Annotated in this window: 23 protein-coding genes and 1 tRNA gene; 8 read left to right on the top strand and 16 right to left on the bottom strand. The window is 58.5% G+C overall.

The window, feature by feature from the left end:
- Nucleotides 1-57: 57 nt before the first annotated feature.
- The 3 genes from ABVF61_RS26215 to tsaD all read right to left on the bottom strand — a co-directional run bounded on the left by ABVF61_RS26215 (nt 58) and on the right by tsaD (nt 2,738).
- Nucleotides 58-1,065, bottom strand: coding sequence for an NAD(P)H-dependent glycerol-3-phosphate dehydrogenase (locus ABVF61_RS26215; RefSeq protein ID WP_353996563.1), 1,008 nt, complete (start codon nt 1,063-1,065; stop codon nt 58-60).
- On the bottom strand, nt 1,052-1,528 hold the full coding sequence (locus ABVF61_RS26210; RefSeq protein WP_353996562.1) for an NUDIX hydrolase: 477 nt from the start codon (nt 1,526-1,528) through the stop codon (nt 1,052-1,054). Before ABVF61_RS26210 ends, ABVF61_RS26215 begins: the two co-directional genes overlap by 14 nt.
- Before the next feature lie 139 nt (nt 1,529-1,667).
- Nucleotides 1,668-2,738 carry a tRNA (adenosine(37)-N6)-threonylcarbamoyltransferase complex transferase subunit TsaD gene (gene tsaD, locus ABVF61_RS26205; RefSeq protein WP_353997321.1) on the bottom strand — a complete coding sequence of 357 codons (1,071 nt, stop codon included), beginning with the start codon at nt 2,736-2,738 and terminating at the stop codon, nt 1,668-1,670.
- Between the two features lie 132 nt (nt 2,739-2,870).
- Here tsaD and hemC point away from each other — a divergent pair, with 132 nt between their 5' ends.
- Together hemC and ABVF61_RS26195 are read left to right on the top strand one after the other, a co-directional pair.
- The gene (gene hemC / locus ABVF61_RS26200) at nt 2,871-3,797 is read left to right on the top strand and encodes a hydroxymethylbilane synthase (RefSeq protein ID WP_353996561.1); all 927 of its coding nucleotides are present in this window, start codon (nt 2,871-2,873) and stop codon (nt 3,795-3,797) included.
- A gap of 4 nt (nt 3,798-3,801) precedes the next feature.
- Nucleotides 3,802-4,518 carry a uroporphyrinogen-III synthase gene (locus ABVF61_RS26195; protein WP_353996560.1) on the top strand — a complete coding sequence of 239 codons (717 nt, stop codon included), beginning with the start codon at nt 3,802-3,804 and terminating at the stop codon, nt 4,516-4,518.
- 108 nt (nt 4,519-4,626) lie between these two features.
- On the opposite strand, the gene ABVF61_RS26190 is transcribed toward ABVF61_RS26195, so the two are convergent.
- The gene (locus ABVF61_RS26190; RefSeq protein WP_353996559.1) at nt 4,627-5,256 is read right to left on the bottom strand and encodes a hypothetical protein; all 630 of its coding nucleotides are present in this window, start codon (nt 5,254-5,256) and stop codon (nt 4,627-4,629) included.
- Between ABVF61_RS26190 and ABVF61_RS26185 the strand changes: the two genes are divergently transcribed.
- The 3 genes from ABVF61_RS26185 (at nt 5,240) to ABVF61_RS26175 (ending at nt 8,898) form a co-directional block, all read left to right on the top strand.
- Entirely contained in the window at nt 5,240-6,589 is a 1,350-nt protein-coding gene (locus ABVF61_RS26185; RefSeq protein WP_353996558.1) for a COG4223 family protein, read from the top strand. The genes ABVF61_RS26190 and ABVF61_RS26185 overlap by 17 nt on opposite strands.
- A 77-nt stretch (nt 6,590-6,666) precedes the next feature.
- A complete protein-coding gene (locus ABVF61_RS26180) occupies nt 6,667-8,628 on the top strand; it encodes a heme biosynthesis protein HemY (protein WP_353996557.1) in 1,962 nt (653 codons plus the stop codon).
- 194 nt (nt 8,629-8,822) lie between these two features.
- Nucleotides 8,823-8,898 (top strand) — tRNA-Thr (locus ABVF61_RS26175).
- 117 nt (nt 8,899-9,015) lie between these two features.
- Here ABVF61_RS26175 and ABVF61_RS26170 read toward each other — a convergent pair.
- From ABVF61_RS26170 to ABVF61_RS26155, 4 genes are all read right to left on the bottom strand, one after another.
- A complete protein-coding gene (locus ABVF61_RS26170; RefSeq protein ID WP_353996556.1) occupies nt 9,016-9,504 on the bottom strand; it encodes a universal stress protein in 489 nt (162 codons plus the stop codon).
- Between the two features lie 204 nt (nt 9,505-9,708).
- Complete coding sequence (locus ABVF61_RS26165) at nt 9,709-10,023, bottom strand: non-heme iron oxygenase ferredoxin subunit (RefSeq protein WP_353996555.1); 315 nt, start codon at nt 10,021-10,023, stop codon at nt 9,709-9,711.
- A 53-nt stretch (nt 10,024-10,076) separates the two neighbouring features.
- The gene (locus tag ABVF61_RS26160; RefSeq protein WP_353996554.1) at nt 10,077-11,108 is read right to left on the bottom strand and encodes a fatty acid desaturase; all 1,032 of its coding nucleotides are present in this window, start codon (nt 11,106-11,108) and stop codon (nt 10,077-10,079) included.
- A 2-nt stretch (nt 11,109-11,110) separates the two neighbouring features.
- On the bottom strand, nt 11,111-11,866 hold the full coding sequence (locus tag ABVF61_RS26155; RefSeq protein WP_353996553.1) for a class II aldolase and adducin N-terminal domain-containing protein: 756 nt from the start codon (nt 11,864-11,866) through the stop codon (nt 11,111-11,113).
- Between the two features lie 111 nt (nt 11,867-11,977).
- Between ABVF61_RS26155 and ABVF61_RS26150 the strand changes: the two genes are divergently transcribed.
- Both ABVF61_RS26150 and ABVF61_RS26145 read left to right on the top strand, forming a co-directional pair.
- Nucleotides 11,978-12,871: a LysR family transcriptional regulator gene (locus ABVF61_RS26150; protein WP_353996552.1), complete on the top strand. Its 894-nt coding sequence runs from the start codon at nt 11,978-11,980 to the stop codon at nt 12,869-12,871.
- Between the two features lie 405 nt (nt 12,872-13,276).
- The gene (locus ABVF61_RS26145) at nt 13,277-13,945 is read left to right on the top strand and encodes a hypothetical protein (RefSeq protein WP_353996551.1); all 669 of its coding nucleotides are present in this window, start codon (nt 13,277-13,279) and stop codon (nt 13,943-13,945) included.
- Here ABVF61_RS26145 and ABVF61_RS26140 read toward each other — a convergent pair whose 3' ends face one another.
- The 8 genes from ABVF61_RS26140 to ABVF61_RS26105 all read right to left on the bottom strand — a co-directional run bounded on the left by ABVF61_RS26140 (nt 13,946) and on the right by ABVF61_RS26105 (nt 22,572).
- Nucleotides 13,946-14,734 (bottom strand): crotonase/enoyl-CoA hydratase family protein, encoded by a 789-nt coding sequence (locus tag ABVF61_RS26140; protein WP_353996550.1) that lies wholly within the window; start codon nt 14,732-14,734, stop codon nt 13,946-13,948. It lies immediately after the preceding gene.
- Nucleotides 14,731-15,591: a hydroxymethylglutaryl-CoA lyase gene (locus ABVF61_RS26135; RefSeq protein ID WP_353996549.1), complete on the bottom strand. Its 861-nt coding sequence runs from the start codon at nt 15,589-15,591 to the stop codon at nt 14,731-14,733. The genes ABVF61_RS26140 and ABVF61_RS26135 overlap by 4 nt, the downstream gene beginning before the upstream one ends.
- Before the next feature lie 177 nt (nt 15,592-15,768).
- Complete coding sequence (locus ABVF61_RS26130) at nt 15,769-17,400, bottom strand: acyl-CoA synthetase (RefSeq protein WP_353996548.1); 1,632 nt, start codon at nt 17,398-17,400, stop codon at nt 15,769-15,771.
- Complete coding sequence (locus tag ABVF61_RS26125) at nt 17,387-19,381, bottom strand: acetyl/propionyl/methylcrotonyl-CoA carboxylase subunit alpha (protein WP_353996547.1); 1,995 nt, start codon at nt 19,379-19,381, stop codon at nt 17,387-17,389. The genes ABVF61_RS26130 and ABVF61_RS26125 overlap by 14 nt, the downstream gene beginning before the upstream one ends.
- A complete protein-coding gene (locus ABVF61_RS26120) occupies nt 19,381-19,896 on the bottom strand; it encodes an O-acetyl-ADP-ribose deacetylase (protein WP_353996546.1) in 516 nt (171 codons plus the stop codon). Before ABVF61_RS26120 ends, ABVF61_RS26125 begins: the two co-directional genes overlap by 1 nt.
- A gap of 3 nt (nt 19,897-19,899) precedes the next feature.
- The gene (locus ABVF61_RS26115; protein WP_353996545.1) at nt 19,900-20,328 is read right to left on the bottom strand and encodes an ASCH domain-containing protein; all 429 of its coding nucleotides are present in this window, start codon (nt 20,326-20,328) and stop codon (nt 19,900-19,902) included.
- Between the two features lie 5 nt (nt 20,329-20,333).
- The gene (locus ABVF61_RS26110) at nt 20,334-21,941 is read right to left on the bottom strand and encodes a carboxyl transferase domain-containing protein (protein ID WP_353996544.1); all 1,608 of its coding nucleotides are present in this window, start codon (nt 21,939-21,941) and stop codon (nt 20,334-20,336) included.
- A 1-nt stretch (nt 21,942) separates the two neighbouring features.
- Nucleotides 21,943-22,572 carry a TetR/AcrR family transcriptional regulator gene (locus ABVF61_RS26105; RefSeq protein ID WP_353996543.1) on the bottom strand — a complete coding sequence of 210 codons (630 nt, stop codon included), beginning with the start codon at nt 22,570-22,572 and terminating at the stop codon, nt 21,943-21,945.
- 184 nt (nt 22,573-22,756) lie between these two features.
- On the opposite strand from ABVF61_RS26105, the gene ppk2 reads away from it, so the two are divergent.
- Nucleotides 22,757-23,665 carry a polyphosphate kinase 2 gene (ppk2, locus tag ABVF61_RS26100; RefSeq protein ID WP_353996542.1) on the top strand — a complete coding sequence of 303 codons (909 nt, stop codon included), beginning with the start codon at nt 22,757-22,759 and terminating at the stop codon, nt 23,663-23,665.
- The last annotated feature ends 105 nt before the right edge of the window (nt 23,666-23,770 follow it).

The raw sequence follows: 23,770 nt of genomic DNA, 5'->3' as shown, positions 1-23,770 counted from the left end.
GACGCTTGTCCGAACCTAGGGCCGAGTTGTCACAAACTCAATGGCGGAAAAGGCCCTTCAAAGGCTTTCCGTTTCCGACTTCAACGGACGCGCCATCAAAGTGTTGAGAGCGTCATCGATTGAAAGATCTTCATCGATCATTCGGGCGACCGTTTCGCAGATCGGGACATCAATCTCGTGTTTTTGGGCCAGTTTGACGGCAACCCTTGCCGAATAGGCGCCTTCCGCCAGCTTGCCCCCGGCCGCGATCAGTTCCGAGGCCTTGAAACCTTCCCCGAGACGCAAGCCGAATGAGAAATTCCTCGACTGAACCGAGGAGCAGGTCAGGACGAGGTCGCCAAGGCCCGAAAGGCCGGTCAGTGTTTCGCCCTGTGCCCCCATGGCGGTGCCAAGACGGGTGAGTTCTGCGAACCCGCGCGCTGTCAGGGCGGCCTGGGCGCTGGCCCCCAGTTTTCTCCCGACAACGGCACCGCAGGCGATCGCGAGCACATTCTTAAGCGACCCACCGATCTGCGCCCCGAGAATGTCAATGGACGCATAGGGCCGAAAGCACGCGGACTGAAGTGCCTCGCACAGGCTGAGCGCAGTTTTTGCTGAATTTGCCGCAACGGTGACTGCCGTTGGAAGGCCACGGGCAACGTCGTCGGCAAAACTCGGACCGGAAAGCACGCCCGGTTCAACGCCCGGAAGTTCTTCGCTCAGCACCCGCGACAGGAGCTTGCCTGAGGTCTGCTCAATCCCCTTTGCGCACAAAACCACAGGACCGCGCACAGCGCCGGTCTTTTTCAGTCCAGCCAGGATAGCGCGTGTCGTCTGTGCAGGCGTCACCAGCAGAATCGCGTCCGCCTCCGCAACATCCTCAAGGGAAGTTGTCGCGTTCAGGTCCTCATCGAAAGTAATCCCGGGCAGGTACTTAAGGTTCTGCCGTCTTGCGCGGATGTTGGAGACGGTATCCGCATCGCGCGCCCACAGTCTGACATTTCGTCCTGCACGGGCGGCCGTCAGCGCCAGCGCTGTTCCCCAGGCCCCGCCCCCGACAATGCCGACCGTCTTAATGGCGCCCATTGATCTGCCTTTCCACGCGCGTCCGTAATGTTTCAAGCTGTGCTCCAAACCCTTGAAAAAAGCGGGTCTCGGCGGGAGCATCGACTGCGAACAAATCGATCCAGAACAGATGGAACCGGATTGGCGGACCACCTGCGCTGGGTGAAGTTTCGAAATGTTCCCATTCCGCGGCCGGTTTTTCCGGGATGTGTCCGTGAAAATGCCGCCGCCGATGCAATCCATCGAGACAATCGGGCACATTTTCAAAGATCCTGTCCTGGTCCGCGAACGATTCGAGCGCGATATCCAATGAAAGTCCGGTTTCTTCGGAAAACTCGCGCCGAGCTGCCTGCAGATAGCTTTCACCAGGATCCAGCGTACCGCCGGGTACCTGCAAGCCAACATGCGGATGATCGGGTTCTGAAAACACCAGGAGATCCGTGCCGCAGGTCAGGTAAACGTAAGCCTTATGATAGACGTGCATGCGGCGAGGATCCTTTGCTGAAGGGCTCTGCTTCCTAGCAGGCTCCCTGCACGCGCAAAAGGGCAAGTTTGTGATCGGGGCGCAAATTCGGTGATGAAAAAGGCGTTCGCGTCGACCAGGCCGCGCCGATAAGGCGCTGTCAGGCCTTCGCGCCCTTTTTTCCAGCTCCGAGAATCCCCGCCCGTTCCGGGTCCAGGGGCCAGCGCGGGCGCGGGGAAACGTTCATGTCGTCTACCGGGCCCAGCTGCAGGCGTTCAATGCCGGCCCAGGCAATCATGGCGGCGTTGTCTGTGCAAAGCCGCATTGGCGGCGCGACAAACCGCGCACCTGCCTCCTTTGCAGCACCGGTCAGTGCAGCACGGATTTCCTGGTTAGCCGCGACCCCGCCAGCGACGACGATAACGGGTTCTGCTTGCGGATGCCTTTCCCGGAAGAGCTGGAGCGCTGATTTTGTGCGGGCGGACAGCACATCGGAAACCGCGCGCTGAAAAGCGGCGCACAGGTCTGCGACGGTCTGTTCGTCCACCGGTTCCAGTTTTTTGGCCTGGGTTCGAAGCGCCGTTTTCAAACCGGCAAATGACATGTCGAGGCCCGGCCGATCAAGGAACGGCCGCGGCAGCTTGAAACGTTGAACATCGCCTTTCTGCGCCATCTTTTCCACTTGAGGCCCGCCGGGATAGGGCAGGCCCAGCAGCTTCGCGGTCTTGTCGAACGCCTCGCCTATGGCATCGTCGATCGTCGTGCCGAGGCGTTCATAGTCGCCAACGCCGCGCACAAGCAGAAACTGACTGTGCCCCCCGGAGACCAAAAGCAGAAGGAACGGAAAGCTCAGATCGTCGGTCAAGCGGGCCGTGAGCGCATGGCCCTCCAGATGGTTCACGCCGATCAAGGGCTTGCCCGCTGCCATGGCGATTGCTTTCGCGGTCATGAAACCGACAATGACGCCACCGATCAACCCCGGCCCGGCCGTTGCTGCGACCGCATCGATGTCTTCCCACGCGCAATCAGCCTCTTTCATCGCCTCGGCGACAATTCTATCCAGGATCTCGATATGCGCACGGGCGGCGATTTCCGGAACCACACCTCCGAATTCAGCATGCTCGTCGATTTGCGCGCGAATGGTGTTGGACAGAATCTTCCGCTCGCCGGGTCCGCACACGACCGCCGCCGCCGTCTCATCGCAGCTTGTTTCAATGCCGAGTACGGTCAGATTGGTCGCATTGTCTTTTAAGTTGACTGAAGTCATTGGTTTTGCGAGCGCAGCCTGTGATAGGACATAGGGGCGAATTCCAAACAAGTCTCCGGCGAATTCTTGCCGGGCGTAACATCCGGACGGTAAACCTTGCAACCAAATCCTTTGCGCATCGGAACCAGGGGCAGCGCACTTGCGTTGGCGCAAGCTCACGAAACCCGCGATCGCTTGATGGCGGCGCATGGCCTTGCCGATGAGGCGTTTGAAATTGTCGTCATCAAGACATCTGGTGATCGCATTCAGGACCGGCCTTTGTCGGAAGTTGGCGGGAAAGGATTGTTCACCAAGGAAATCGAAGAAGCGCTGCTCGACAAGCGGATCGACATTGCCGTTCACTCCTCAAAGGACATGCCGACGCATTTGCCCGACGGGCTTGCGCTGACAGCGTTTCTGCCACGCGAGGATGTTCGCGACGCGTTTTTGTCACCCAAGGCAACATCTCTCAACGACCTGCCCGAGGGGGCCGTCATCGGCTCCAGTTCCCTGCGCCGCCAGGCCATGATCAAGCGGATCAGGCCGGATATTGATGTGGTCATGTATCGCGGCAATCTGCAGACAAGGCTTCGCAAGCTGGCCGAAGGAGAAGTCGATGCGACGCTGCTGGCCGCTGCGGGGCTCAACCGGCTGGGTCTAGAGCAGGAGATCACGAGTCTCCTTGACACGAACGACTTTCTTCCAGCCGTCGGACAGGGTGCAATTTGCATCGAGAGCCGTGAGAACGATGCGGCGACCCTTTCCATGCTGGCGGCAATCCATGACCCGGATACGCAGATCCGCCTCGACGCCGAACGTGCGTTTCTTGCGGTTCTGGACGGCTCTTGCAGAACGCCCATCGGCGGGCTGGCGACGCTGGATGGCGGCCGGCTTCACTTCAAGGGGATCGTTTTGAAGCCGGACGGCAGCGAAGCGCATGAGGCGGAAGAAACCGGCGCGGTCGAAGATGCGGTCAAGATCGGTGTTTCGGTTGGTGAGGCCCTGAAAGAGCGCATGGGACCGTCCTTTCTTGCAGAAACCTGAAGGGATGCGTTTTCTTGTCACACGGCCGCAACCTGAATGCAGTCGAACGGCCGACAGGATCCGGGCGAAGGGCTATGACGCCGATGAAGCGCCGATGCTGGTCTTTTGCCCGAAGCCACCGGAGAAATTTGATCTTAGCAATGTATCGGCGCTCGCGGTCACGAGCCGACGGGCGATTGATGTGATCGCAGACCACGCTCAGGCTGAGGATTTCAGGCAGTTCCCTGTTTTTACCGTCGGGGATACAACTGCGGCGGCAAGCAAGAGCGCCGGGTTCGGCACTATCTTTTCAGCTGGTGGTGATGTCGCATCGCTTGCAAAACTGATTGTCAGCAAGCACATGCAGATTGGTACAGGCACGGTGCTCTACCCTGCGGCACAGGATCGAAGTGGTGACCTGGAGGAGGTGTTGGCGCAGGCAAACATCGAATGCCGGACTGTTCCGGTCTACAAGATGAATGAAGCTGTAGACTTTCCCGGTCGTGTTGAGGAACGGCTTCGAGCCGGGTCTTATGACGGCGTACTGATCTATTCGAAACGAACGGCAGCAACACTGATGCATTTGCTTGGGCAGCGCGGTCTGGATCACATTATCTCCAATTTGCGGATTTACGCGATTTCGCAGCAGGCGGCTGAACCGCTTTCCGACTACATGAAGGTGGAAGTTGCTGAAGACCCTTGTGAAAATGCGCTACTGGAACTGGCCTTAGGAGAGTGTTAACCAGATCCGGTGGAGTCCTTGTTTTGCAGCGCGCAAAAGACTGTGCCGCAGCGCTACCGCTTCGCCTTGAGGTGTGTATAGTGAGTGACCGGAAGGTTCAGGAGGAGACTAGATGACGACGGACAAGAAATCTTCTGGCGGAACGTCCTCTTCAGGCGGAAGCGGATCCGGCCCGACCGACAAGCCGGGCAGCAGCGCAAAGCCGTCAACCAATACCGGCTCCAAACGGCCGGTGACGATCGACCTGACAGCGGAAAAAGTGAATGAAAAGGCGGGAGCATCCGCAACTGGGTCTGCGTCCGGCAGCACTCCAAAAACTGGCAGTACGACTACGCCAGGCAAAAAGCCTTCAGACTTGAAGCCGGAGACCGCAAAGGCGGATCCGTCCAAACCTTCAGCGACGACGGCATCTTCATCCACAACATCGAAGAGTAGCCCGGCCTCATCGTCCTCTCCAACGGCCGCATCGTCTTCCAGCAGCGCCCGGACAACAGCGGGACCTTCGTCAACCTCAACCAGTCCGCGGTCCGCGACCTCAAGCGCAAGTTCCAGTGCGACACCAAAACCGGGGCCGACATCTTCCTCTTCCTCCAAGCCGGCGAGTTCTGGCAGCGCATCCGCTTCCAAAACTGCCGCGCCGTCCTCCAGGCCATCCTCTTCCTCGACGTTTTCAAATCCGCCGGCTGCCCAGGAGCGCGGCGGTGTCGGTGCATTCGGCGTTTTGATCGCTGCGGTCATTGGCGGCATCATTGTCCTTGGGGGTGGTTTCGGACTTCACCAGGCCGGAATTCTCAAGTTGACGCCTGAGCAGGATCAAGAGCTTGCCGGTGCCTTGTCCGCTGCAGAACGGAAAATCTCGGACCTTGAGCAAAAACTTGAGGAAGTCGGCGCCTCGGCGACGGATCAGTCTTCAGGGCAGGCGTTGTCAGCACTTGAAGCCAAGGTGACATCGCTTGAGAATGATATTCAAAATGCGGTCTCTTCCGCATCCGCCGATGTCACGCCTGCGATCGATGCCCTGAAAGAGGACATTGCGACCCTGCGAAGCGATGTCGCCTCGACTGCAGGCGCCGGCGGCGCCGCTGGCTCTGTCAATCTCGAGCCTCTTGAAACGCGGATCGACGCGCTGGAATCAGCGTCTTCGCAGCAGTCCGCTGTCGATCTGACGCCTCTGGAAGACAGGCTCTCCAAGCTTGAAAGCGAAGCCACATCGACGACAAGCACGGCTGACACGCTGTCGGGCTCCGTATCCGGTCTGGAAACCGAGATGAGCGGATTGAAGACCCAGTTCGCAGACGTTGAAAACCGGCTGCAAAACGCGGAAGCCACCGCCAAGGCGGCGCAGACCGCCGTATCGACATCAGACGTATCGCTCAAAACGCTGGCGGACAGCCAGGCGCGGGCAACGGAAACCCTGTCCAGCCTGTCTTCCGACATCAATTCGGTGGGGGCTGCCAACACCGCGGCGCTTGAGACAATCCGGGCGGAACTTGATGCGATCTCGAAGCGATTGCAGCATGTCGAAAGCACAATGGGGGATGCCACTGCCCGTGAGGTTGCAGCGCGCGCGCTGTCTGTCTCCGCACTCAAGTCGGCCGTCGACTCGGGTCGTCCCTATGAAACGGAACTTGCTGCGGTAAAGGCGGGGCTGCCGTCCGACATCGATGTCAAGGCGCTTGAAGCTCACGCCAAGACAGGCGTTGAACCGGTGTCTGTCCTGATCGCCCAGTTCCCTCCTGTTGCGCGCGAGATCTATCAGACATTCTCAGAACCTGATCATTCTGAGGACGTCCTGAACAGTCTGCTTGCGAGCGCGCGGTCGATTGTGGCTGTCAGGGGACCTGGCGATGCCGACGGCACGGGCCCGGAAGCCTCTTTGCGGCGCATGGAGAATGCTGTCTCCAACGGCAATCTGGAAGGCGCCATTTCGGCGTATCAGGACTTGCCTGATGCTGCAAAGGCTGCCGGTAGTGAATGGATCGCCCGCGCCCAGGCGCGCGTCGAAGTCGACAGTCTGACCGACAAGGCTTCACAGGAAGTGCTGAATGCACTTGCTGCGAACGACAGTTAAGCGGCAACCGGTTTTATGGTGATCGCGCAGTTGATTTTTGAGCCGGATCCGCCCGGCGACGCTTGGGAGCAAGCTTCATGATCCGCGTCTTTTTCTTCTTTTTGCTGCTGTTCCTGCTGGCATTGGGCTTTGCCTGGATGGCGGACCTGCCGGGCACGATATCCGTGAGCTGGAACGGGTATGTTTGGGAACAGCCGCCGGTGATTGTCGCGCTGGTGGTTGGCATATTGCTGGCAGTGTTCCTGTTCGCAGTGTGGGTGGTTCGCGTGATTTTGAAATCACCACAGATCGCCAATCGTTTCTTCAAGCGCCGCCGCAAGGATAAAGGTTATGAGGCTCTGTCCCACGGACTGATCGCGCTTGGAACGGGAAATGCGAAACTGGCACGGCGCTATGGTCTGGATGCTGACCGGCTGCTGGCCGAGGAACCTGCCGCCAAACTTCTCCTGGCGCAGACCGCACAGCTCGCTGGCAAGGATGATGAGGCCCGTCAGCGGTTCGAAGCCATGCTGGACGACCCGGAAACCAAAGCGCTCGGGTTGCACGGTCTCTTCGTTGAGGCGGAGCGCCAAAGGGAGCCTGTTGCCGCAAGACACTATGCTGAAGAGGCTGCCAAAACATCGCCCGGGCTCGAATGGGCCGGCAAGGCGGTTCTCGGCTACCAGGCAGTTGCGCACCATTGGGACGAAGCCCTCAAGACGCTGGAGCGCAATTATGCTGCCAAACTTCTGGACAAAAAGGCCTATCGTCGGCAGCGCGCCGTAATTTTGACTGCCCTTGCCCAAAAGCTTGAGGGCGGCGAACCGGAACGCGCCTATTCGCTGGCCAAGGAAGCGCATGGACTGGCGCTCGACCTTGTTCCGGCCGCCGTTTTGACGTCGCGTCTTGCAACGCGTAGAGGCGATATCCGAAAGGCGGCAAAGGTTCTCGAGGCAACCTGGCGGCTTTCTCCTCACCCGGAGCTTGCCGAAACCTACGCACATGTTCGCACGGGAGATTCTGCTGTCGACCGGCTGAAACGCGTCAAATCCTTGTCAGCGCAGCGCGCCAATACGCCTGAGGGAGCAATCGCTGTTGCCCGGGCCGCGCTCGAGGCGCGCGAATTCCAGGACGCGCGCACGCACCTGAAAAAGCTGTTGCAGTCCGAGCCGACACGCGGTGCATTCCTGCTGATGGCCGAGCTTGAAGAAGCCGAGCACGGCGACAAAGGCCGCATGCGCGATTGGCTGTCCAGGGCGGTGAAAGCGCCCCAGGACAAGGCCTGGATTGCAGACGGCATCGTGTCAGCGGAATGGCAACCCGTGTCACCCGTGACTGGAAAACTGGATGCGTTCCAGTGGAGCATTCCGACCTCTGGTTTGGACGAGCAGGGAGAACTTGTCGAAGACAGCCTGTTCGAGGCACCGGTCCTGCCCGCCGCGGTTCCATCTGCGGCATCCGAAGAGCCCGCACCCGCAGAGCCGTCTGCCGACGCGGTTGCAGACGAGCCGAAGACTGTTGACCTGAAAGCCGAACCAGTCAAAGCCGAGACCAAGCCGGCTCCAACAGCCTCAAGCGATGCAATGCCGGCCGGCACTGCGCCCGCAAAGGACACGAGCTCAAAGCACGGCTTTGAGGGAACAACGGATGACGTGCGCTTCAGTCCCGCTTTGAGCGATCTTCCTGACGGGGCGCCGAAGGCGACCAGCCCTGAACCCGCGAAGGACGTGGCGAAAACGGATACTGCAAAGGCAGCGGAGACGGACAAACAAGCCGCTGCTGATGACAAAAAGGCAGACGCAAAGACCGATTCTTCCGAGACTGAGAGCGGGGAAGGTACCGAACCGAAGAAGGAAGGATCGGAGCCGGAGGCCTCCGGCGGGGAGCTCTCTGAGGAAAAGGCCGGTGACAAGAAAGCAGAAAACGGCAAGGCCGAAGCCGTTGACGATTCTGACGGACCGATCCAGTTTCCGCTCAAGCGCATGCCGGACGATCCTGGCACGGACGATGATGAGAAAGAAAAGTCCGCAAAGGCCTCTCGCCCACGCTTTTTCAACTGAGTCGAAGGGCCGATTTTGCGCCGTTGGCTGATCTCTACGAGGATGCCGGATTTCGTACAGCACAAGATGTGGTCTTCAAGCACGAAGCTGCGTGAAGGCTCTTGCATCTGACGCCAAGCTCCGGTAATTAGCGGCCCACTCGATACGCATCGAGCGGGCGGGCACCAAGCACGCCGACCTGACTTTCAGGATACGCCGCTGTAGCTCAGTTGGTAGAGCACGTCATTCGTAATGATGGGGTCGTAGGTTCGAGTCCTATCAGCGGCACCAGTTTCAGAATTGTCCTGCCCGAAGGCATAGGCGCGAACGGATTGCACCGGAGACATGGCTTGCAAGAGCGTGCCGAAGGGGTTGCTTTTTCGCTTCAGCCATTCGTTGCCGGGGCGCTTATTTCACGGAAATGCAGGTGCAGTTGGCGCGGTTGAAGATCTCCTGGGAGACGCTGCCGAATGTCGAGCTTTCCGAATGCGTTACCCCGCGGGTGCCCATGACGATTGTGCCTGCTTCGATTTCTTCCAGCACTTTGAGGATCTCGTCCGCCGGTTTCCCGTCCAGGATGTCCATGGTTTCAAACGCGATGCCATGGCTTGATGCCTTTTCGGCGAAGTGATCGAGGATTATCTGGCCGATCTTGTGCAGTATCTTGTCTGGAGCCGGTCCAAGATTTGCCGAGATCGCCTTGTTCAGGATCTGGTGCAACGGCTTGTCGAACTGGCTGGAAATATCCAATGCCATCAGGTCGTTGGCATCCTTTCCCCTAAGCAGAACATGACAAATATAAAGGCGGCCCTGATACTTGGCGGCCAAATCCGAAGCGATCCTCAGTGCTTTCATCGAGTGGATGGAACCGTCTACGGGTATCAGGATCTTGTGCATGTCACGTCCGGTGATCTTGGAATCGGCAGTCAATACTATGATTAATTCGCCCGGAGATGAAAGTCGCCAAAAGAACTGAGCTTCAGGCCAGCTTGATTTCTCTGAGGCGGCATTGCGGACCTGCATCTGAGAGGCTTCTCAGCCTGTCCGGTAAATCCCTTTGAACCCGATTAAGTCAGCTGTTGCCTGACAGTCGTTGCGTTTTCACTCTGCCAGGAGAACAAGCACGCGTCCGTTTTTCACCTTGACCGGATAGGTCGTCAGATCGGTGTTGACCGGAGCGGACAATGCCCTGCCGGTTTTGATGTCGAAGCGGCCGCCATGCAATGGGCATTCGATGACACAGTCGATCACAAGCCCTTCTTCGAGGCTTTCGTCCTCATGCGTGCACATCAGGTCCGTTGCGAAGAAACCCTCTTCCGTGTTGTAGATCGCGAGCCGCTTTCCGTTGTGGGTCCAAGCGATCAGATCTTCCTTGTCTATATCACCGGTGGCACAGGCGTCGATCCAGGTGGTCATGGGGGTCCTTCACATTTCTGGCGTGCGGTCAGACGGTCGAGTACCGGTTTCGGTTACATGGTGCGCCGTGCAACGCGCTGGATAGCGCCACCGTCGGTGATCATGTGTGGCGCCTGCCGGATGCTGGTCGCCCGGGTAGACAAACCGAGCGACCGGCGGACCGTGACCACCAGAACTTCCCAGTTGGTCCGCAAGAAGCCCGGGTCAGGGTCAGGGATCTGATCCTTCACCGCCTGCGATAGCGCGGGCAGGGCATGAAAGGGAACCTGCGGATAAAGATGGTGTTCCACATGATGGCTCATGTTCATGTAGAGGAAATTGGCAATCGGCCCGCCCCGAAAGGACCGCGTGCTTTCAAGGATCGAGGGCGAGTTCTCCTGAAGTTCGACATGTTGCACCAGGGTGAACAGGAGCATGACCGGTGCTCCCAGAATACGCGGCAACACCAGGAACAAGACCGGCCACCAGACACCGAAGAACGGGGCTGCTGCGATCAGTGCATAGATTGCCAGCATGATCCGCGCGTTCCGGGTCATCCTGGACAGTTCTCCAGGATCCGGTGTCACCATTTTGATCGTGTCGGTGTAGCGCTTGACCGCCAGGTTCACGAATGCGGCGGCGTGAAAACGCAGCAGCCCGAGGCCGGCAATTTCTGTCAGCCACCCGCCAAATCCCATTGGCGTATCGAAAGGCATCTGGCTGTCCTTGCCGACGTGCCAGGTGTGGGTGTGGTGATTGGTGTGCGTGTAGCGGCGATGAAGCGGTTCTTCCATGTAGATAAGCGATGTGATCCACAAGACGGTCTCATTCAGCCATCTGGTGCGAAAGGCGGTGCCGTGCGCCGTTTCGTGGCTCATGGCGTAGCTCGGGACAGTCAGAAGGATTCCGTGAATGAGCATGGCGGGCCAGACCCACAAAGTGCCGAGCGTCCACCAGACCAACGCGCCAGTCAGGACAAGTCCGCAGAACCATTGGGCAAGATAGATCAAGCCTGGCCGGTCTGAGCGGGCGGCAATGGACTTGAGCGCCTTCTTGTCCAGGCGGACACCCGAGGAAGCCGCATTTGTCGGCACGTAGTCGGGCACCTTCAGCTCGCGTAGTCGGAGTTTTCGCTGTCGAGAATGGCTTTGAGCTCATTCAGATGGCGTTCCGACTGACCCGGATAGTCTTCAAGCTCCTGTGCCGTCTTCTCGGCAATATCATGCGGAAGTATCCTCAGCGGCTGTCCCGTCTGCAGGGCGCGGATATAGGTTTCGGCAGCGCGTTCGAAATAGAAGAGACGGTTGAACGTGTCGCCGACCGTGTCGCCGATAATCAGGACGCCGTGGTTGCCCATGATCATTGTCTTGACCTTCGGGTCAGTCAGCAGCGCAGCGCAGCGCGCCCCTTCATCGTCAAAGGCAAGCCCGCCATAACCCTCATCGACGACCTGACGCCCGTAGAAAGTCGCCGCATTCTGATCGATCGGAGGCAGGGTGCTGTCCTTCAGGCACGCCAGAACCGTGGCATGGATCGAATGCACATGCATGACGCAGCGCGCGTGCGGGCACAGCCGATGAATGGATCCATGGAGGCCCCAGGCCGTCGGGTCTGGTGCGTCCGGGCCTTCCATGGTCGACGGATCGTTTGCATCGAGAAGCAACATGTCCGAGGCCTTGATGCGGCTGAAATGCATCTGGTTGGGGTTCATCAGGAACTGTGTGCCGTCGTCATTGACGGCAAGGCTGAAATGGTTGGCGACAGCCTCGTGCATATTCAGCCGCGCGGTCCAGCGGAACGCCGCTGCCATATCGACGCGCTCCTGCCAGTGGGTGAGATTGCTGTTTTCGGCGATCTGCAACATGTCACGTCTCCCTGGTCCGGTTCCCGCATCCTCTCAAGCTTTAAGGATGCTGACAATCAATCGATTCGAAGTTATGACATTAAGAAAATTAATGCATGGGTTATGCGTCCAATGTCACAGTCCAACTTGCCTCCCCTGACCTGGCTGAGGGCTTTTGAAGCCTCGGCGCGACACCTCAGTTTCACGCGTGCGGCAGCTGAACTTCATTTGACCCAGTCAGCGGTCAGTCAGCACGTGCGAAGCCTTGAATCCTATCTCGGCCGGGATCTCTTTTTAAGGAAGACACGGGCACTGGAGCTGACAGAGGATGGCGGCAACTACCTGCCGAGCCTGCGCGAGGCCTTTGATCTCATTGCCAGCAGCACGCAGGCGTTCATTGGCGCGGACAAGGGAACCAATCTCACACTTCAATGCAACATGGCATTTTCTGTCTTCTGGCTCGCACCGAGACTGAAACAGCTTTATGAGGCATATCCCTGGCTTGTCCTGAACATCGTGACGCCGATCTGGGATCCGGAGCGCCACGCCTCAAACGCGACGATCGAGATTCGCTTCGGCCGTCCGGAAGAGATGTCCGCTACCGCAAGGTGCCTGGCGACGGACAGGTGCTTTCCGGTGTGCTCGCCGGACTATCAAGAGGGCGCTCCAGACCTTGAAACCGCAAAGCTATTCGACTGCGCAGGCACGACGGCCACATGGAGTACGTGGTATAAGACAAGGGGAGAGACCTTTCATCGCGATGACGAGGTTAACCTGGCGTCGACTTACGTCATTGCCATTGCGGCAGCCATGCGAGGGGCCGGGCTGTCTATGGCGCATGACCTGCTGGTGCGGGATCTTCTGGAAGACGGGTCGCTGGCAAGACCGTTTCAGCATTCAGCGCCACTTGCCGAAGCTTACTTTCTTTTCCCGCCATCCGCGCACGCCCAGATGCCGGCCTCGGAGGCGTTCTTGAACTGGATCGGTGAAGAGTTTGGGAGCAACCCGCTCAAATCCGCCAGATGAACACCACGGCAGCGTCCAATTCATTCACGAAAGTCATATATTTATATCAATCAATCAGCCCGTCTTTCTGAAAATTGGTTCTAAATTTAATCTAGTTTTGGTGTGGACATTTGCCAAACCGGTTACATTGTTTCTGGATAGATTCATCTCATTCTTGATTTAATTTCGCTCAGTTGATTCAATGTAAGAATCAGTAAGTCTCCCCAGTTTGTTACGGATCCGCTGTTTTTAAGCATGGAGAGCGGTTTGGGCAAAACGGCCAAAATTGAATTTATACGGCGTGTGATACCATTAAGCCTTAGCGTCCTTGCGATCGTTGGCGGCTTCTTCTTCATATCGTTCTTGAGTGGCCTTGTATGCCTGTTGGCGGCGGCCGGAATTTACGCTGCCCTCCCAAAACCGTCGATGCCTTCAGGCGCAGTGAAGCCCGTTTCCAAACCTTCCGTCATGGTTCTGGACGCGATCGGTTTTGGTCTTGGGATTGTTTTCTTTTCCATCGCCATTCTGGGAATGGTGAGCGCGACGGGTGGGCTGGCGCTTGCTGCCCTTTTGGCTCTTGTTCCGGCGAGCGCGTCCTTCCTGTTCTTTGCAGTGGCGGTGCGGCAGGAAACGTCCTGGGTCCGCTTTTTCGGCAATGGGTTTGAATTTACCCAGTTCGGGCAGCGCGCGCGTGTTCCCTATGAAGAGTTGAAGCAGGTTGACGTGCGGCTTTGGGAAGCGTCAGGCTGGGTTGCCTGGTTTCAGTCGACGATCGGGTCGATCGGGCACAAGAAGGCAGTCCTGTTGAACGGTGAACAAAGCACCAAGACCCTTGTCTTCAAACACCCCGTCAGCGGCACTTTCACGATATCATCCGAGCTCATTCCCGACCTGCAGCGTATCCTGATTGGTATGGACCGGGCCGGCATCGAGTTGCCGGAAGGCATCAGCGAGTGGCAGCGCAAGAAGATCCGCCGCCGCCGGGAGCGCATGTATGGCGGACCGGAAACCGACGCTGCGAAGCCCGAGGAACAGGTTGAGGTTGCGCGTATTGCGGCTTTGATCGAGCACGCACGGCGACAGGCGACGTCCTGATCAGCCAACCACCCAGGTAGGCTTTCTCTTTTCGAAAAAGGCGGAGATGCCCTCACGCGCTTCTGGTGTCTCCCAGACATCGGCGAGCCGTCGGATCGTATCCTCAATGATGTCAGGCGTAATCGCTGGTCCAAGAGAGCGCGCCAAAGCCTTTGATGCAGCAACCGCCGCGGGCGCTGCGCCCAAATACGGCCTGACCTCCCTTTCGACCGCTGCATCCAAGTCCTCTGCGGACACGACTTTGGCAACAAGATCGAGCGCGTTTGCCTCGACCGAGCCGAAGACACGGGCAGACATGAACACCCGGCGCGCCTTGGCTTCTCCCATCCGTGCAAGAACGTAAGGGCTGATTGTTGCCGGTATCAGGCCGAGCTTCACTTCGGTCAGTCCGAATTTGGCAGTGTCAACTGCAACGACGGTATCACAGATGCTCATCATGCCGATGCCGCCGCCAAAGGCCTGGCCCTGAACGCGGCCGATCAAGGGTTTCGGCAGCTCGTTCAGCGCCTTCAGCATCATCGCCAGTTTGCGGGCTTCAGCCATCCGGGCCTGCCGGTCCGCCTCAAATTGCTCGCGCATCCAACCAAGATCTCCGCCAGCGCAGAAACTGGTGCCTGCGCCTGTGAGTATGACGGCTCGTATTTCAGGATCGGCACCAAGGCGCCCGGCCGCGTCCGTGAGGTCTGAAATCATCATTGCGGAAAGCGCGTTGTGCTTTTCGGGCCTGTCAAGCGTGAGAGTGGCAACACCGCGATCATCCGCCGCGATGGAAATGGTTGCAAAACTCATACTGCGTCGCTCCTCAGGCTGCGTGCGAACTCTGAGACTTCGGCCAGCCGGTCGGTTCGAATGCCCGTCTCAAAGCCCTTGCTTTCCACGAGTGCAACAACCGCCTCCGTTGCGACATTGCCTTTGGCACCGGGCGCATAGGGACAGCCTCCCAGTCCGCCGACTGCACTGTCGAAAGTGCGCAGGCCGCGTTCGAGGCTGATCTCAATATTCTCCAGGGCGCGTGCCTTGGTGTCGTGATAGTGGCCCGCCAGTTTGTCTGCCGGTACGACTTCAAGAACGGCATCCAGCATTCTTGAGATGGTTTCGGGCGTGCCGGCTCCGATCGTATCGCCAAGCGAAATTTCATAACAGCCAAGTTCGAACAGAAGCCCGGCGACTTCGGCCACCTTTTGCGGCGGGGTCGGGCCGTCATAGGGGCAATCGGTGACACAGGATACGTAGCCGCGCACCGGCATTTCATCATGATGCGCCTTGTCGAGAAGAGGTTTGAAGCGCTCAATGCTTTCGGCCACCGAGCAGTTGATGTTCTTTTTCGAAAAACCTTCGGACGCCGAGCCGAAAATCGCGACCTCGTCGGTCGATGCCTTGCGGGCGGCGGTATAGCCTTTCACGTTCGGTGTCAGAACCGAATAGACAACGGCGGGATGACGGTAGATGCTCTCCATGACCTCCTGGGCGTCGGCCATCTGAGGCACCCATTTCGGGCTGACGAAACTGGTCACCTCGATCTTGCGGAGGCCGCAGTCCGACAGCCGGTCGACGAGCTCGATTTTCTGCTCTGTCGGCACGAACCGTTTTTCGTTTTGCAGGCCGTCGCGCGGGCCCATTTCAAAGATGGTGACGAATTCGGACATCGGTGTACTCATATTGCAGAGAGAATTTTGGTTATAAGCCTGCCCCGACTTGCCGGCCCGGCCGAACTTAGTGAGGGCCGGGAGCCAGTAAACCGCAGCATCTGTGAGGGCTGTAAGACTGGGCGCTTACTGGAACCCTGCCTGCACAGGGATGACACTTCAGGATTTTCCACATTGTCATCCTTCCTGCTCAGCATGCGCTCTGAGTTCCTTCCGGATTACCTTTCCGGTTGTCGTCATCGGCAGGGTATCCACGAAGGCGACTTCGCGTGGATATTCATGAGCGGCAAGGCGGGTCTTGACGAAATCCGCAATCTCCTTGCCAAGAGCGTCGGTCGGCTCGAAGTCTTCTTTCAAGACGATATAGGCCTTGACGATTTCGGTACGCTGCGGGTCCGGCTTGCCGACTACACCGGCCAGCGCGACAGCGGGATGTCGAATGAGACAGTCCTCGATTTCGCCGGGTCCGATCCGGTAGCCGGAGGACGTGATGACATCATCGTCCCGGCCGACAAAACGCAGCCAGCCTTCATCGTCCTCAAGCCCCGTGTCACCTGTCAGCAACCAGTCGCCTGCAAACTTCTTCTCCGTTGCCTCGGGGTTGTTCCAGTATCTCAGGAACATGACCGGATCCGGACGTTTCACGGCAATGTTTCCAAGCGTATTCACAGGCAGGATGGTACCGGAATTGTCCACGACCGCCACGTTGTGGCCGGGCACTGCACGTCCCATGATCCCAGGGCGGGCTTCCATGACACGGCTGCAGCTGGAGACGATCATGTTGCATTCAGTCTGGCCATAGAACTCGTTGATGGTCAGCCCGAAGGTCTTGCGGCCCCAGGCAATCAGCTCGGCGCCGAGGGTTTCGCCACCGGACGCAACGGAGCGCAAATCAAAATGCCAGCGGTCGCCTATGTCCGGAACCTGCCGCATCATTTTCAGGGCGGTTGGCGGCAAAAAGGTGTTTCGGATCTTCTGGTCCTCAAGAAGTTGAAAGGCCGCCTCCGCTGTGAATTTGCCGAACCGGCAGGCGACGACGGGAACACCCAAATAAAGCGCCGGCATGAGCACATCGAGCAAGCCGCCGATCCATGCCCAATCAGCGGGCGTCCAGATCCGATCACCCGGCTGACCGAAAAAATCGTGGCTCATTTCGACACCAGGCAGGTGACCAAGCAGGACCCCGTGCGCATGAAGCGCGCCCTTGGGCTGGCCCGTTGTGCCAGACGTGTAGATGATGAGTGCTGGGTCGTCGGCGGCTGTCTCGAACGGCGTGAAAGTGTCCTGGTGTCCGGCCATGTGGCTGGCCAAATCCTGTGCGGTGCCGTCATCGCCATCGACACAAAAAATGGTGGTCAATTCCGGCAGGCGGTCGCCAAGCTTCGATAGTTTTGCGGCGCCGCTCGCATCAGTGATCACCACTTTCGCGCCAGAATCGCGCAACCGGTACTCCAGTGCCTCTTCCCCGAAAAGCGTGAAAAGAGGGATCGTGATCGCACCCAGTTTCAGTGCGGCAATATGTGCAGAGGCCGTCTCCGGGCGCTGCGGCAGAAGCACTCCGATCCGGTCACCCGGCAGAACGCCGCGGTCGGTAAGGAGATTGGCCAACTGGTTCGACAGTCGGCGAAGGTCAGCGTAGCTGTATCGGGCCGTATCACCGTTCTCTTCGACATAGACCAGCGCTTCCCGATCTGCTTCGCGTTCCGCCCAGGCGTCACACACGGCAACGCCCATGTTGAACTTTTCGGGGATGTTCCAGCGAAATTTCCGGGTCAGGTCCTCATAACTTTCCGCCTCAGGCAGCAGCATCTGCTTCCTCCACGAGTGCCAGCAGAACCGTGCCGTCGGTGACCTGTTCGCCCTCCGCCACGAAGACGTCACCAATCACGCCGTCGCGCGGAGCCTTGAGCGTGTGCTCCATCTTCATTGCTTCGAGAATAACCAGGGGCTGGTCCTTGGAGACTGTGTCGCCGCTAACTGCCGACAGAACTTTCACAAGGCCCGGCATGGGCGCGATGACCTGATCGCCGGCACCTGTCGCGTCATCGTCGCTGCCAAGCATATCCGGTAAGCCGATGGAAAAAGCGTGACCGTTCTGGAACACGGCAAGACCATAACCACTGTTCACGACCACAGCGCTCGCACGATGGCCTTCGCAGTCGTAAGTTATCGTGTCATCATCGACTTTGACGATCGTGTAAGTTCGCTCTCCACTTGCCAGGTGAACAACAAAGCGACGATTTCCAAGTGCACGGACTTCAATGTCGAGCCGATCTCCAACGATCTCCAAAAGAGCAAATTGCCGGGATGCGCTCCAGATGCGCCATCCGGCAAGCGTTTCGAAAGGATCATTCCCGCTGGACGGCCTGGTGAGCCCAAGCGCGGCAAGAGCTGCAAGTGCAACAGCGTCTTCCGGGACAGAGGGCTCTTCGACCAGCTCTTCCAGGTCGCGATCGATAAGCCCGGTATCGACATCTCCGCTCGCGAACCCCTTGTGTCTGCAAAGTGCCGCCAGAAAGCCTGCATTCGTGACACAGCCTGCGACTTCCGTTGCTTCCAGTGCTGCCAGAAGTTTGCCGAGGGCGGCGTCTCTTGTCGGGCCGTGGACAATTATCTTGGCGATCATCGGATCGTAAAAGGGCGTGATTTCGTCACCAGCGCGAACACCGCTGTCCACACGCGCGCTCTTTTCCGGCAAGGAAAGATGGTCCAGCGTGCCGATCGCGGGCAGAAAGCCTTTTGGCGCATCTTCGGCATAAAGACGGGCCTCGAACGCCCATCCGCTGAACGCCAACGCATCCTGGCTTTTGGGCAGTGTTTCACCAAAGGCAACGCGGATTTGCCATTCGACCAGATCCTCCCCGGTGATCATTTCAGTTACCGGGTGTTCGACCTGAAGTCTGGTGTTCATTTCCATGAAATAAAAGCGGTCAGCGCGCAGCCCTTCCGAAACATCGGCGATGAATTCGATCGTGCCAGCGCCCGAATAATCGATCGCTTTTGCAGCCTTCACGGCGGCGTCACCCATGATCTTGCGCATTTCGTCCGGCATGCCGGGCGCCGGGGCTTCCTCGATGACCTTCTGGTGGCGCCGCTGCAGGGAACAGTCGCGCTCGAAAAGATGCACGGCATTTCCGTGGCTGTCGCCGAATACCTGGATCTCGATATGACGCGGTTTGGTCAGGTATTTTTCGATGAGGACGCGGCCGTCGCCAAAACTGGCTTCCCCTTCGCGTTGCGCGCCTGACAAAGCGTCCAGAAAATCCTGCGGATCGTCGACGCGGCGCATGCCTTTGCCGCCGCCTCCGGCGCGCGCCTTGATCAGCACCGGGTACCCGATTTCGCCGGCTTGATCTTTCAAGAATGCAGGATCCTGGTTGTCGCCGTGATAGCCGGGCACGACTGGAACACCGGCCTGTTCCATCAGCGCCTTTGCGGCGTCTTTCAGGCCCATGGCCCGGATGGATTTAGCACTGGGGCCGATGAAGGTAATGCCAGCCTTTTCAAGGGCTTCGACGAAGTCCGGGTTCTCCGAAAGAAAACCATAGCCGGGATGTACCGCTTGTGCACCGCTTTGCCTGCAGGCCTCGATGATCTTGTCGATCTTGAGGTAGCTTTCAGCGACCGGCGCGGGACCGATCCGAAAGGCTTCGTCTGCCGCTGCCACGTGTTTGGCATTCGCGTCAGCATCCGAAAAGACGGCAACAGTCCTGATCCCGAGTTTCTTTGCGGTCGCCATCACCCGGCAGGCGATTTCACCGCGATTGGCGACGAGGATTTTCTTGAACATCAGTCTTCTTTCCTCTCAAGCGCTGCCTGCAGACAGGCATGGCTCCGATCATCAAATGCAACAAGCGTGACGGTTTTGATTTCAGGCAGGCCGGCCAAGGTGGCCCTGACGGTTTTGACTGCAATATCGGCCGCCAAATCTGCCGGATAACCGAAGATCCCCGTCGAGATTGCCGGAAAGGCAACTGTTGCGCAGTTGTTGGCCGCTGCCAGGCGGAGACTTGTCTCATAACAGCTTGCGAGAAGAGCGGGCTCGCCTTCATTGCCGCCCCGCCAGACCGGGCCGACCGTGTGAATAACGTGCTTTGCCGGCAACCTGTATCCGGCGGTGATTTTCGCCTCACCCGTCTTGCAGCCGTTCAAGAGCCGGCATTCCTGGACGAGCTCTGGCCCCGCGGCGCGGTGGATCGCGCCGTCGACACCGCCACCGCCAAGCAGAGAAGAGTTGGCCGCATTGACGATGGCGTCGACCTCAAGCTGCGTGATATCTCCGATATGCGTCTCGATCCCGCTCATGGCTTATTTCTCACGCTGCACTTCCTGCAGATCCCGGACCACCCTGAAACGTTCGCAGACCAGCCACATTTCAGGATCAAAGCCGCCATTCCGTTCGAAAAAGGCCTGATGGTCCGTCCGCCATCCCGCCAGGTCATCGTTCTCGCCTTCTGCCAGGGCGAAATCTTCGGGAACATCGCAAAACCGCATGGTTTTGACCTCAAGCGTCTCAATGACAAGCGCCGGCGTTCCGTCCCAATCGAGCGCTATGTCCATGCGCCCCACCTCCGGCATGGTTTCCTCGCCGGTTTCAAAATCGCGCACCGCGCCGCAGGTTGCGGTTTTCGTGCCGGCCCGGACAAGCGCGATCAGATGGCCGCTCAGCTCTTCTCCGTCGCCGAACTTGAACGTCGCAGCGCCAGGATAAATCTCCTTGAGGTGCTTAAGATCCATCTTAATCACATCCTGAAGAGACCGAAGCGGGTGTCTTCGATCGGCGCGTTCAGGGCCGCCGAAAGGGAAAGGCCCAGAATGTCACGCGTTTTGCGCGGGTCGACGATGCCATCATCCCAAAGACGTGCCGTGGCATAAAGCGGATGCCCCTGTTCTTCGAACTGGTCGATGATCGGCTGCTTGAACGACTGTTCTTCCTCCGCCGACCAGCTTCCCCCTTTCCGTTCGATGCCGTCGCGGCGGACCGTTGCCAGAACGCCGGCCGCCTGCTCACCTCCCATCACCGAAATGCGGGAATTCGGCCAAGTCCAGAGAAAGCGCGGCGAATAGGCACGTCCGCACATGCCGTAGTTTCCGGCGCCGAAAGATCCGCCGACGAGCATCGTGATTTTCGGGACGGACGTGGTGGCGACCGCCGTTACAAGTTTGGCGCCGTCCTTGGCGATGCCGCCGCTTTCATATTTCCGGCCAACCATGAAGCCGGTGATGTTCTGCAGGAACACCAGCGGCACCTTGCGCTGGGAGCAGAGCTCAACGAAATGCGCACCCTTGACCGCGCTTTCGGAAAAGAGGACGCCGTTGTTGGCGATGATACCGACCGGCATGCCGTGAATATGAGCGAACCCACAGACCAGGGTCGTGCCGTAGCGCGCCTTGAACTCATCGAACCTTGATCCGTCGACGACACGGGCGATGACTTCCCGGATGTCATACGGCGTCTTCAGATCCGCAGGGACAACGCCAAGGATTTCCTCCGGGTCGTAAAGCGGGTCCTCGGGCGTCTCCAGTGCAGCCTGCGCGGTCTTGGACCGGTTCAGGCTGGCGATGGCGCGTCTTGCGAGCGCGAGCGCGTGCGCATCGTCGCGTGCAAGATGGTCGGCAACACCGGACAGGCGCGTGTGAACATCACCGCCGCCAAGATCTTCCGCCGAGACTTCCTCGCCCGTTGCCGCTTTCACAAGCGGGGGGCCGGCCAGAAAGATCGTGCCCTGGTTCTTGACGATGATGGTCTCGTCCGACATTGCCGGAACATAGGCACCACCCGCGGTGCAGGACCCCATGACAACGGCGATTTGCGCGATGCCTTTTGCCGACATGTTGGCCTGATTATAAAAAATCCTGCCGAAGTGATCCCGGTCCGGAAAGACTTCGTCCTGATTGGGCAGGTTGGCACCGCCTGAATCCACGAGATAAATGCAGGGCAGGTTGTTTTCCAAGGCGATCTCCTGCGCGCGCAGATGCTTCTTGACCGACATCGGATAGTAAGTGCCGCCTTTGACCGTCGCGTCATTGGCGAGGATCATGGCTTCCTGGCCTTCGACCCGGCCGATGCCCGCGATCATTCCGGCAGAGGGTGCGGCGCCTTCATACATGTCGTGGGCAGCAAGCATGCCGACTTCCAGAAATGGAGATCCGGGATCAAGAAGGCGCGACACGCGCTCCCGGGGAAGAATTTTGCCGCGGGAGACATGGCGGGTGCGCGCAGTCTCGCCGCCGCCATCCAGCGCCGATCGCGCTGCAGTCCGCACGGCATCCATCGCTGTTTCGTGTGCGGCCTTGTTGGCCGCAAAGTCACTGCTTCTGGATGACAGGTTCGATTTCAGGATGCTCATGTCATCCGTTCTCCCTTTGCAGGTCTTTTTCTTCCGGTGCCACCGCTTTGCGCACCATCGTCAGGTAGAGGTCTTCGATCTCGGTTTCGCCGAGCCGACCACCTTCCCGGTACCAGGTCGGGATGCCGGTGAGCATTGCAATTATGGCTCTCGTCGTGACCTTCGGATCCTCGACGGCGTAGCGCCCGGCAACTGAACCTTCTTCGAGGATCGACGTCAGAATGGCCTCATATCTGCGTCGCTCCGCCTCGACGCTCTTGAAGTTCTCCGGTTCCAGATTGCGAAGCTCCATGTAGGAGATGAAGACCTCGTCCGCGCGCTCAAGGTGATAGCGAATGTGAAAGCGGACAAACCGCTCGAGCGGATCCATGACTGCAGGAAAATCTGCCGATCGCCATGCTGCCAGCAGGTCGGCCATGTGGGTCAGCATCAAGTCTTTCAGAATGTCCTGCTTGGTTGGGAAGTGGTTGTAGAGCGCTCCGGGCCGGACGCCGACATCGGTCGCGATCTCACGCATGGAAACCGCAGCGTAACCGGTGCTGGCAAAGCGTTTCAGAGCGGCTTTCCGCACACGGTGCGCCGTCTCCTGCCCTTTGGAACGGGACGCTGACCTTTCCGCCGACATAGACATTTGCTCCTCCTGCTGAAGTATATAAATGAACGTTCATTCATTTTCAAGTTACGTCAACTTTTGAGTCGCCTTTGAGGGGGATCAAGGACTGCGAACTGGCACAACTGTCAAAAAACTTACATGGTTAAGCTGTTCACACTCTTTCTGAGATTCGCCGTTCGAGACGATTCATGAGGACCGATTGATGACCGAAGAAAGCGCAAAGAGTTGGGTTGAGGCCGAATGGGCAGATTCCCTTGATGAAGAACTTGAGATGGAAATCGACGACAATCTGGTCGCGAAGGATCTTCAGTTCATCTCCGACAAAAAGCACAAGTCACCGATCGACCGGAACACCTATTTCCACGAACTGCTCAGATTGCAGGCCGAGCTGGTGAAGCTGCAGGACTGGGTCCAGCATACCGGCGAAAAAATCGTTGTGGTCTTTGAAGGCCGCGACGCGGCCGGGAAGGGCGGGGTAATCAAGCGCATTACGCAACGTCTGAACCCGCGCGTTGCCCGCGTCGTTGCGCTTCCAGCGCCGACGGAGCGTGAAAAGTCGCAATGGTACTTCCAGCGCTATGTCCCGCACCTGCCGGCTGCGGGTGAAATCGTTATGTTTGACCGCTCCTGGTACAACCGTTCCGGTGTTGAACGCGTCATGGGATTTGCAAACGAAGACCAGGTCGAGCAGTTCTTCAACGATGTTCCCGAATTTGAACGCATGATTGTCCGCTCCGGGGTCCGGCTGATCAAATACTGGTTCTCGATCACGGACGAGGAACAGCAGCTGCGCTTCCTGATGCGCATCCACGATCCGCTGAAACAGTGGAAACTGTCGCCAATGGATCTGGAATCCCGCATTCGCTGGGAAGACTATACCAAAGCGAAGGAAGAGACCTTCGAGCGTACCAACATCCCGGAAGCGCCGTGGTTCATTGTGGAAGGCAACGACAAGAAGCAGGCGCGCCTCAACTGCATCAGCCATCTTCTGTCGCAACTGCCTTATGAGGAGGTCCCGCACGATCCGGTCTCTTTGCCGGAGCGCCGGTTCAATCCGGACTACGAACGCAAGGTTTTGCCGGAACATCTCTATGTGCCCGAGAAATTTTGACAGCATGTAGCCGGTTATAACCGCATCGACCCACTTCCCGGCCTTGCAGGCCGGGATTTTTTCGTGCCAACTGACGCGTGTGCCTAGGGAACGGGAGAAACAAGA

This window comes from Roseibium sp. HPY-6 (genome assembly GCF_040530035.1).
In the GTDB taxonomy this organism is placed as follows: Bacteria; Pseudomonadota; Alphaproteobacteria; order Rhizobiales; family Stappiaceae; genus Roseibium.
The sequence above is the reverse complement of the archived record's forward strand: the minus strand, read 5'-3'. Positions and strand labels throughout refer to the sequence as shown.

Excerpts from the sequence above, each read along its gene's own strand:
- ABVF61_RS26215 (WP_353996563.1), bottom strand. The coding sequence starts at position 1,065 with ATGGGCGCCATTAAGACGGTCGGCATTGTCGGGGGCGGGGCCTGGGGA.
- ABVF61_RS26210 (WP_353996562.1), bottom strand. The coding sequence starts at position 1,528 with ATGCACGTCTATCATAAGGCTTACGTTTACCTGACCTGCGGCACGGAT.
- ABVF61_RS26195 (WP_353996560.1), top strand. The coding sequence starts at position 3,802 with ATGCGTTTTCTTGTCACACGGCCGCAACCTGAATGCAGTCGAACGGCC.
- ABVF61_RS26190 (WP_353996559.1), bottom strand. The coding sequence starts at position 5,256 with ATGACCGCAGCGATCAAAACGCCGAATGCACCGACACCGCCGCGCTCC.
- ABVF61_RS26180 (WP_353996557.1), top strand. The coding sequence starts at position 6,667 with ATGATCCGCGTCTTTTTCTTCTTTTTGCTGCTGTTCCTGCTGGCATTG.
- ABVF61_RS26170 (WP_353996556.1), bottom strand. The coding sequence starts at position 9,504 with ATGCACAAGATCCTGATACCCGTAGACGGTTCCATCCACTCGATGAAA.
- ABVF61_RS26165 (WP_353996555.1), bottom strand. The coding sequence starts at position 10,023 with ATGACCACCTGGATCGACGCCTGTGCCACCGGTGATATAGACAAGGAA.
- ABVF61_RS26155 (WP_353996553.1), bottom strand. The coding sequence starts at position 11,866 with ATGTTGCAGATCGCCGAAAACAGCAATCTCACCCACTGGCAGGAGCGC.
- ABVF61_RS26150 (WP_353996552.1), top strand. The coding sequence starts at position 11,978 with ATGTCACAGTCCAACTTGCCTCCCCTGACCTGGCTGAGGGCTTTTGAA.
- ABVF61_RS26145 (WP_353996551.1), top strand. The coding sequence starts at position 13,277 with ATGCCTTCAGGCGCAGTGAAGCCCGTTTCCAAACCTTCCGTCATGGTT.
- ABVF61_RS26140 (WP_353996550.1), bottom strand. The coding sequence starts at position 14,734 with ATGAGTTTTGCAACCATTTCCATCGCGGCGGATGATCGCGGTGTTGCC.
- ABVF61_RS26135 (WP_353996549.1), bottom strand. The coding sequence starts at position 15,591 with ATGTCCGAATTCGTCACCATCTTTGAAATGGGCCCGCGCGACGGCCTG.
- ABVF61_RS26130 (WP_353996548.1), bottom strand. The coding sequence starts at position 17,400 with ATGCTGCTGCCTGAGGCGGAAAGTTATGAGGACCTGACCCGGAAATTT.
- ABVF61_RS26125 (WP_353996547.1), bottom strand. The coding sequence starts at position 19,381 with ATGTTCAAGAAAATCCTCGTCGCCAATCGCGGTGAAATCGCCTGCCGG.
- ABVF61_RS26120 (WP_353996546.1), bottom strand. The coding sequence starts at position 19,896 with ATGAGCGGGATCGAGACGCATATCGGAGATATCACGCAGCTTGAGGTC.
- ABVF61_RS26115 (WP_353996545.1), bottom strand. The coding sequence starts at position 20,328 with ATGGATCTTAAGCACCTCAAGGAGATTTATCCTGGCGCTGCGACGTTC.
- ABVF61_RS26110 (WP_353996544.1), bottom strand. The coding sequence starts at position 21,941 with ATGAGCATCCTGAAATCGAACCTGTCATCCAGAAGCAGTGACTTTGCG.
- ABVF61_RS26105 (WP_353996543.1), bottom strand. The coding sequence starts at position 22,572 with ATGTCTATGTCGGCGGAAAGGTCAGCGTCCCGTTCCAAAGGGCAGGAG.
- ppk2 (WP_353996542.1), top strand. The coding sequence starts at position 22,757 with ATGACCGAAGAAAGCGCAAAGAGTTGGGTTGAGGCCGAATGGGCAGAT.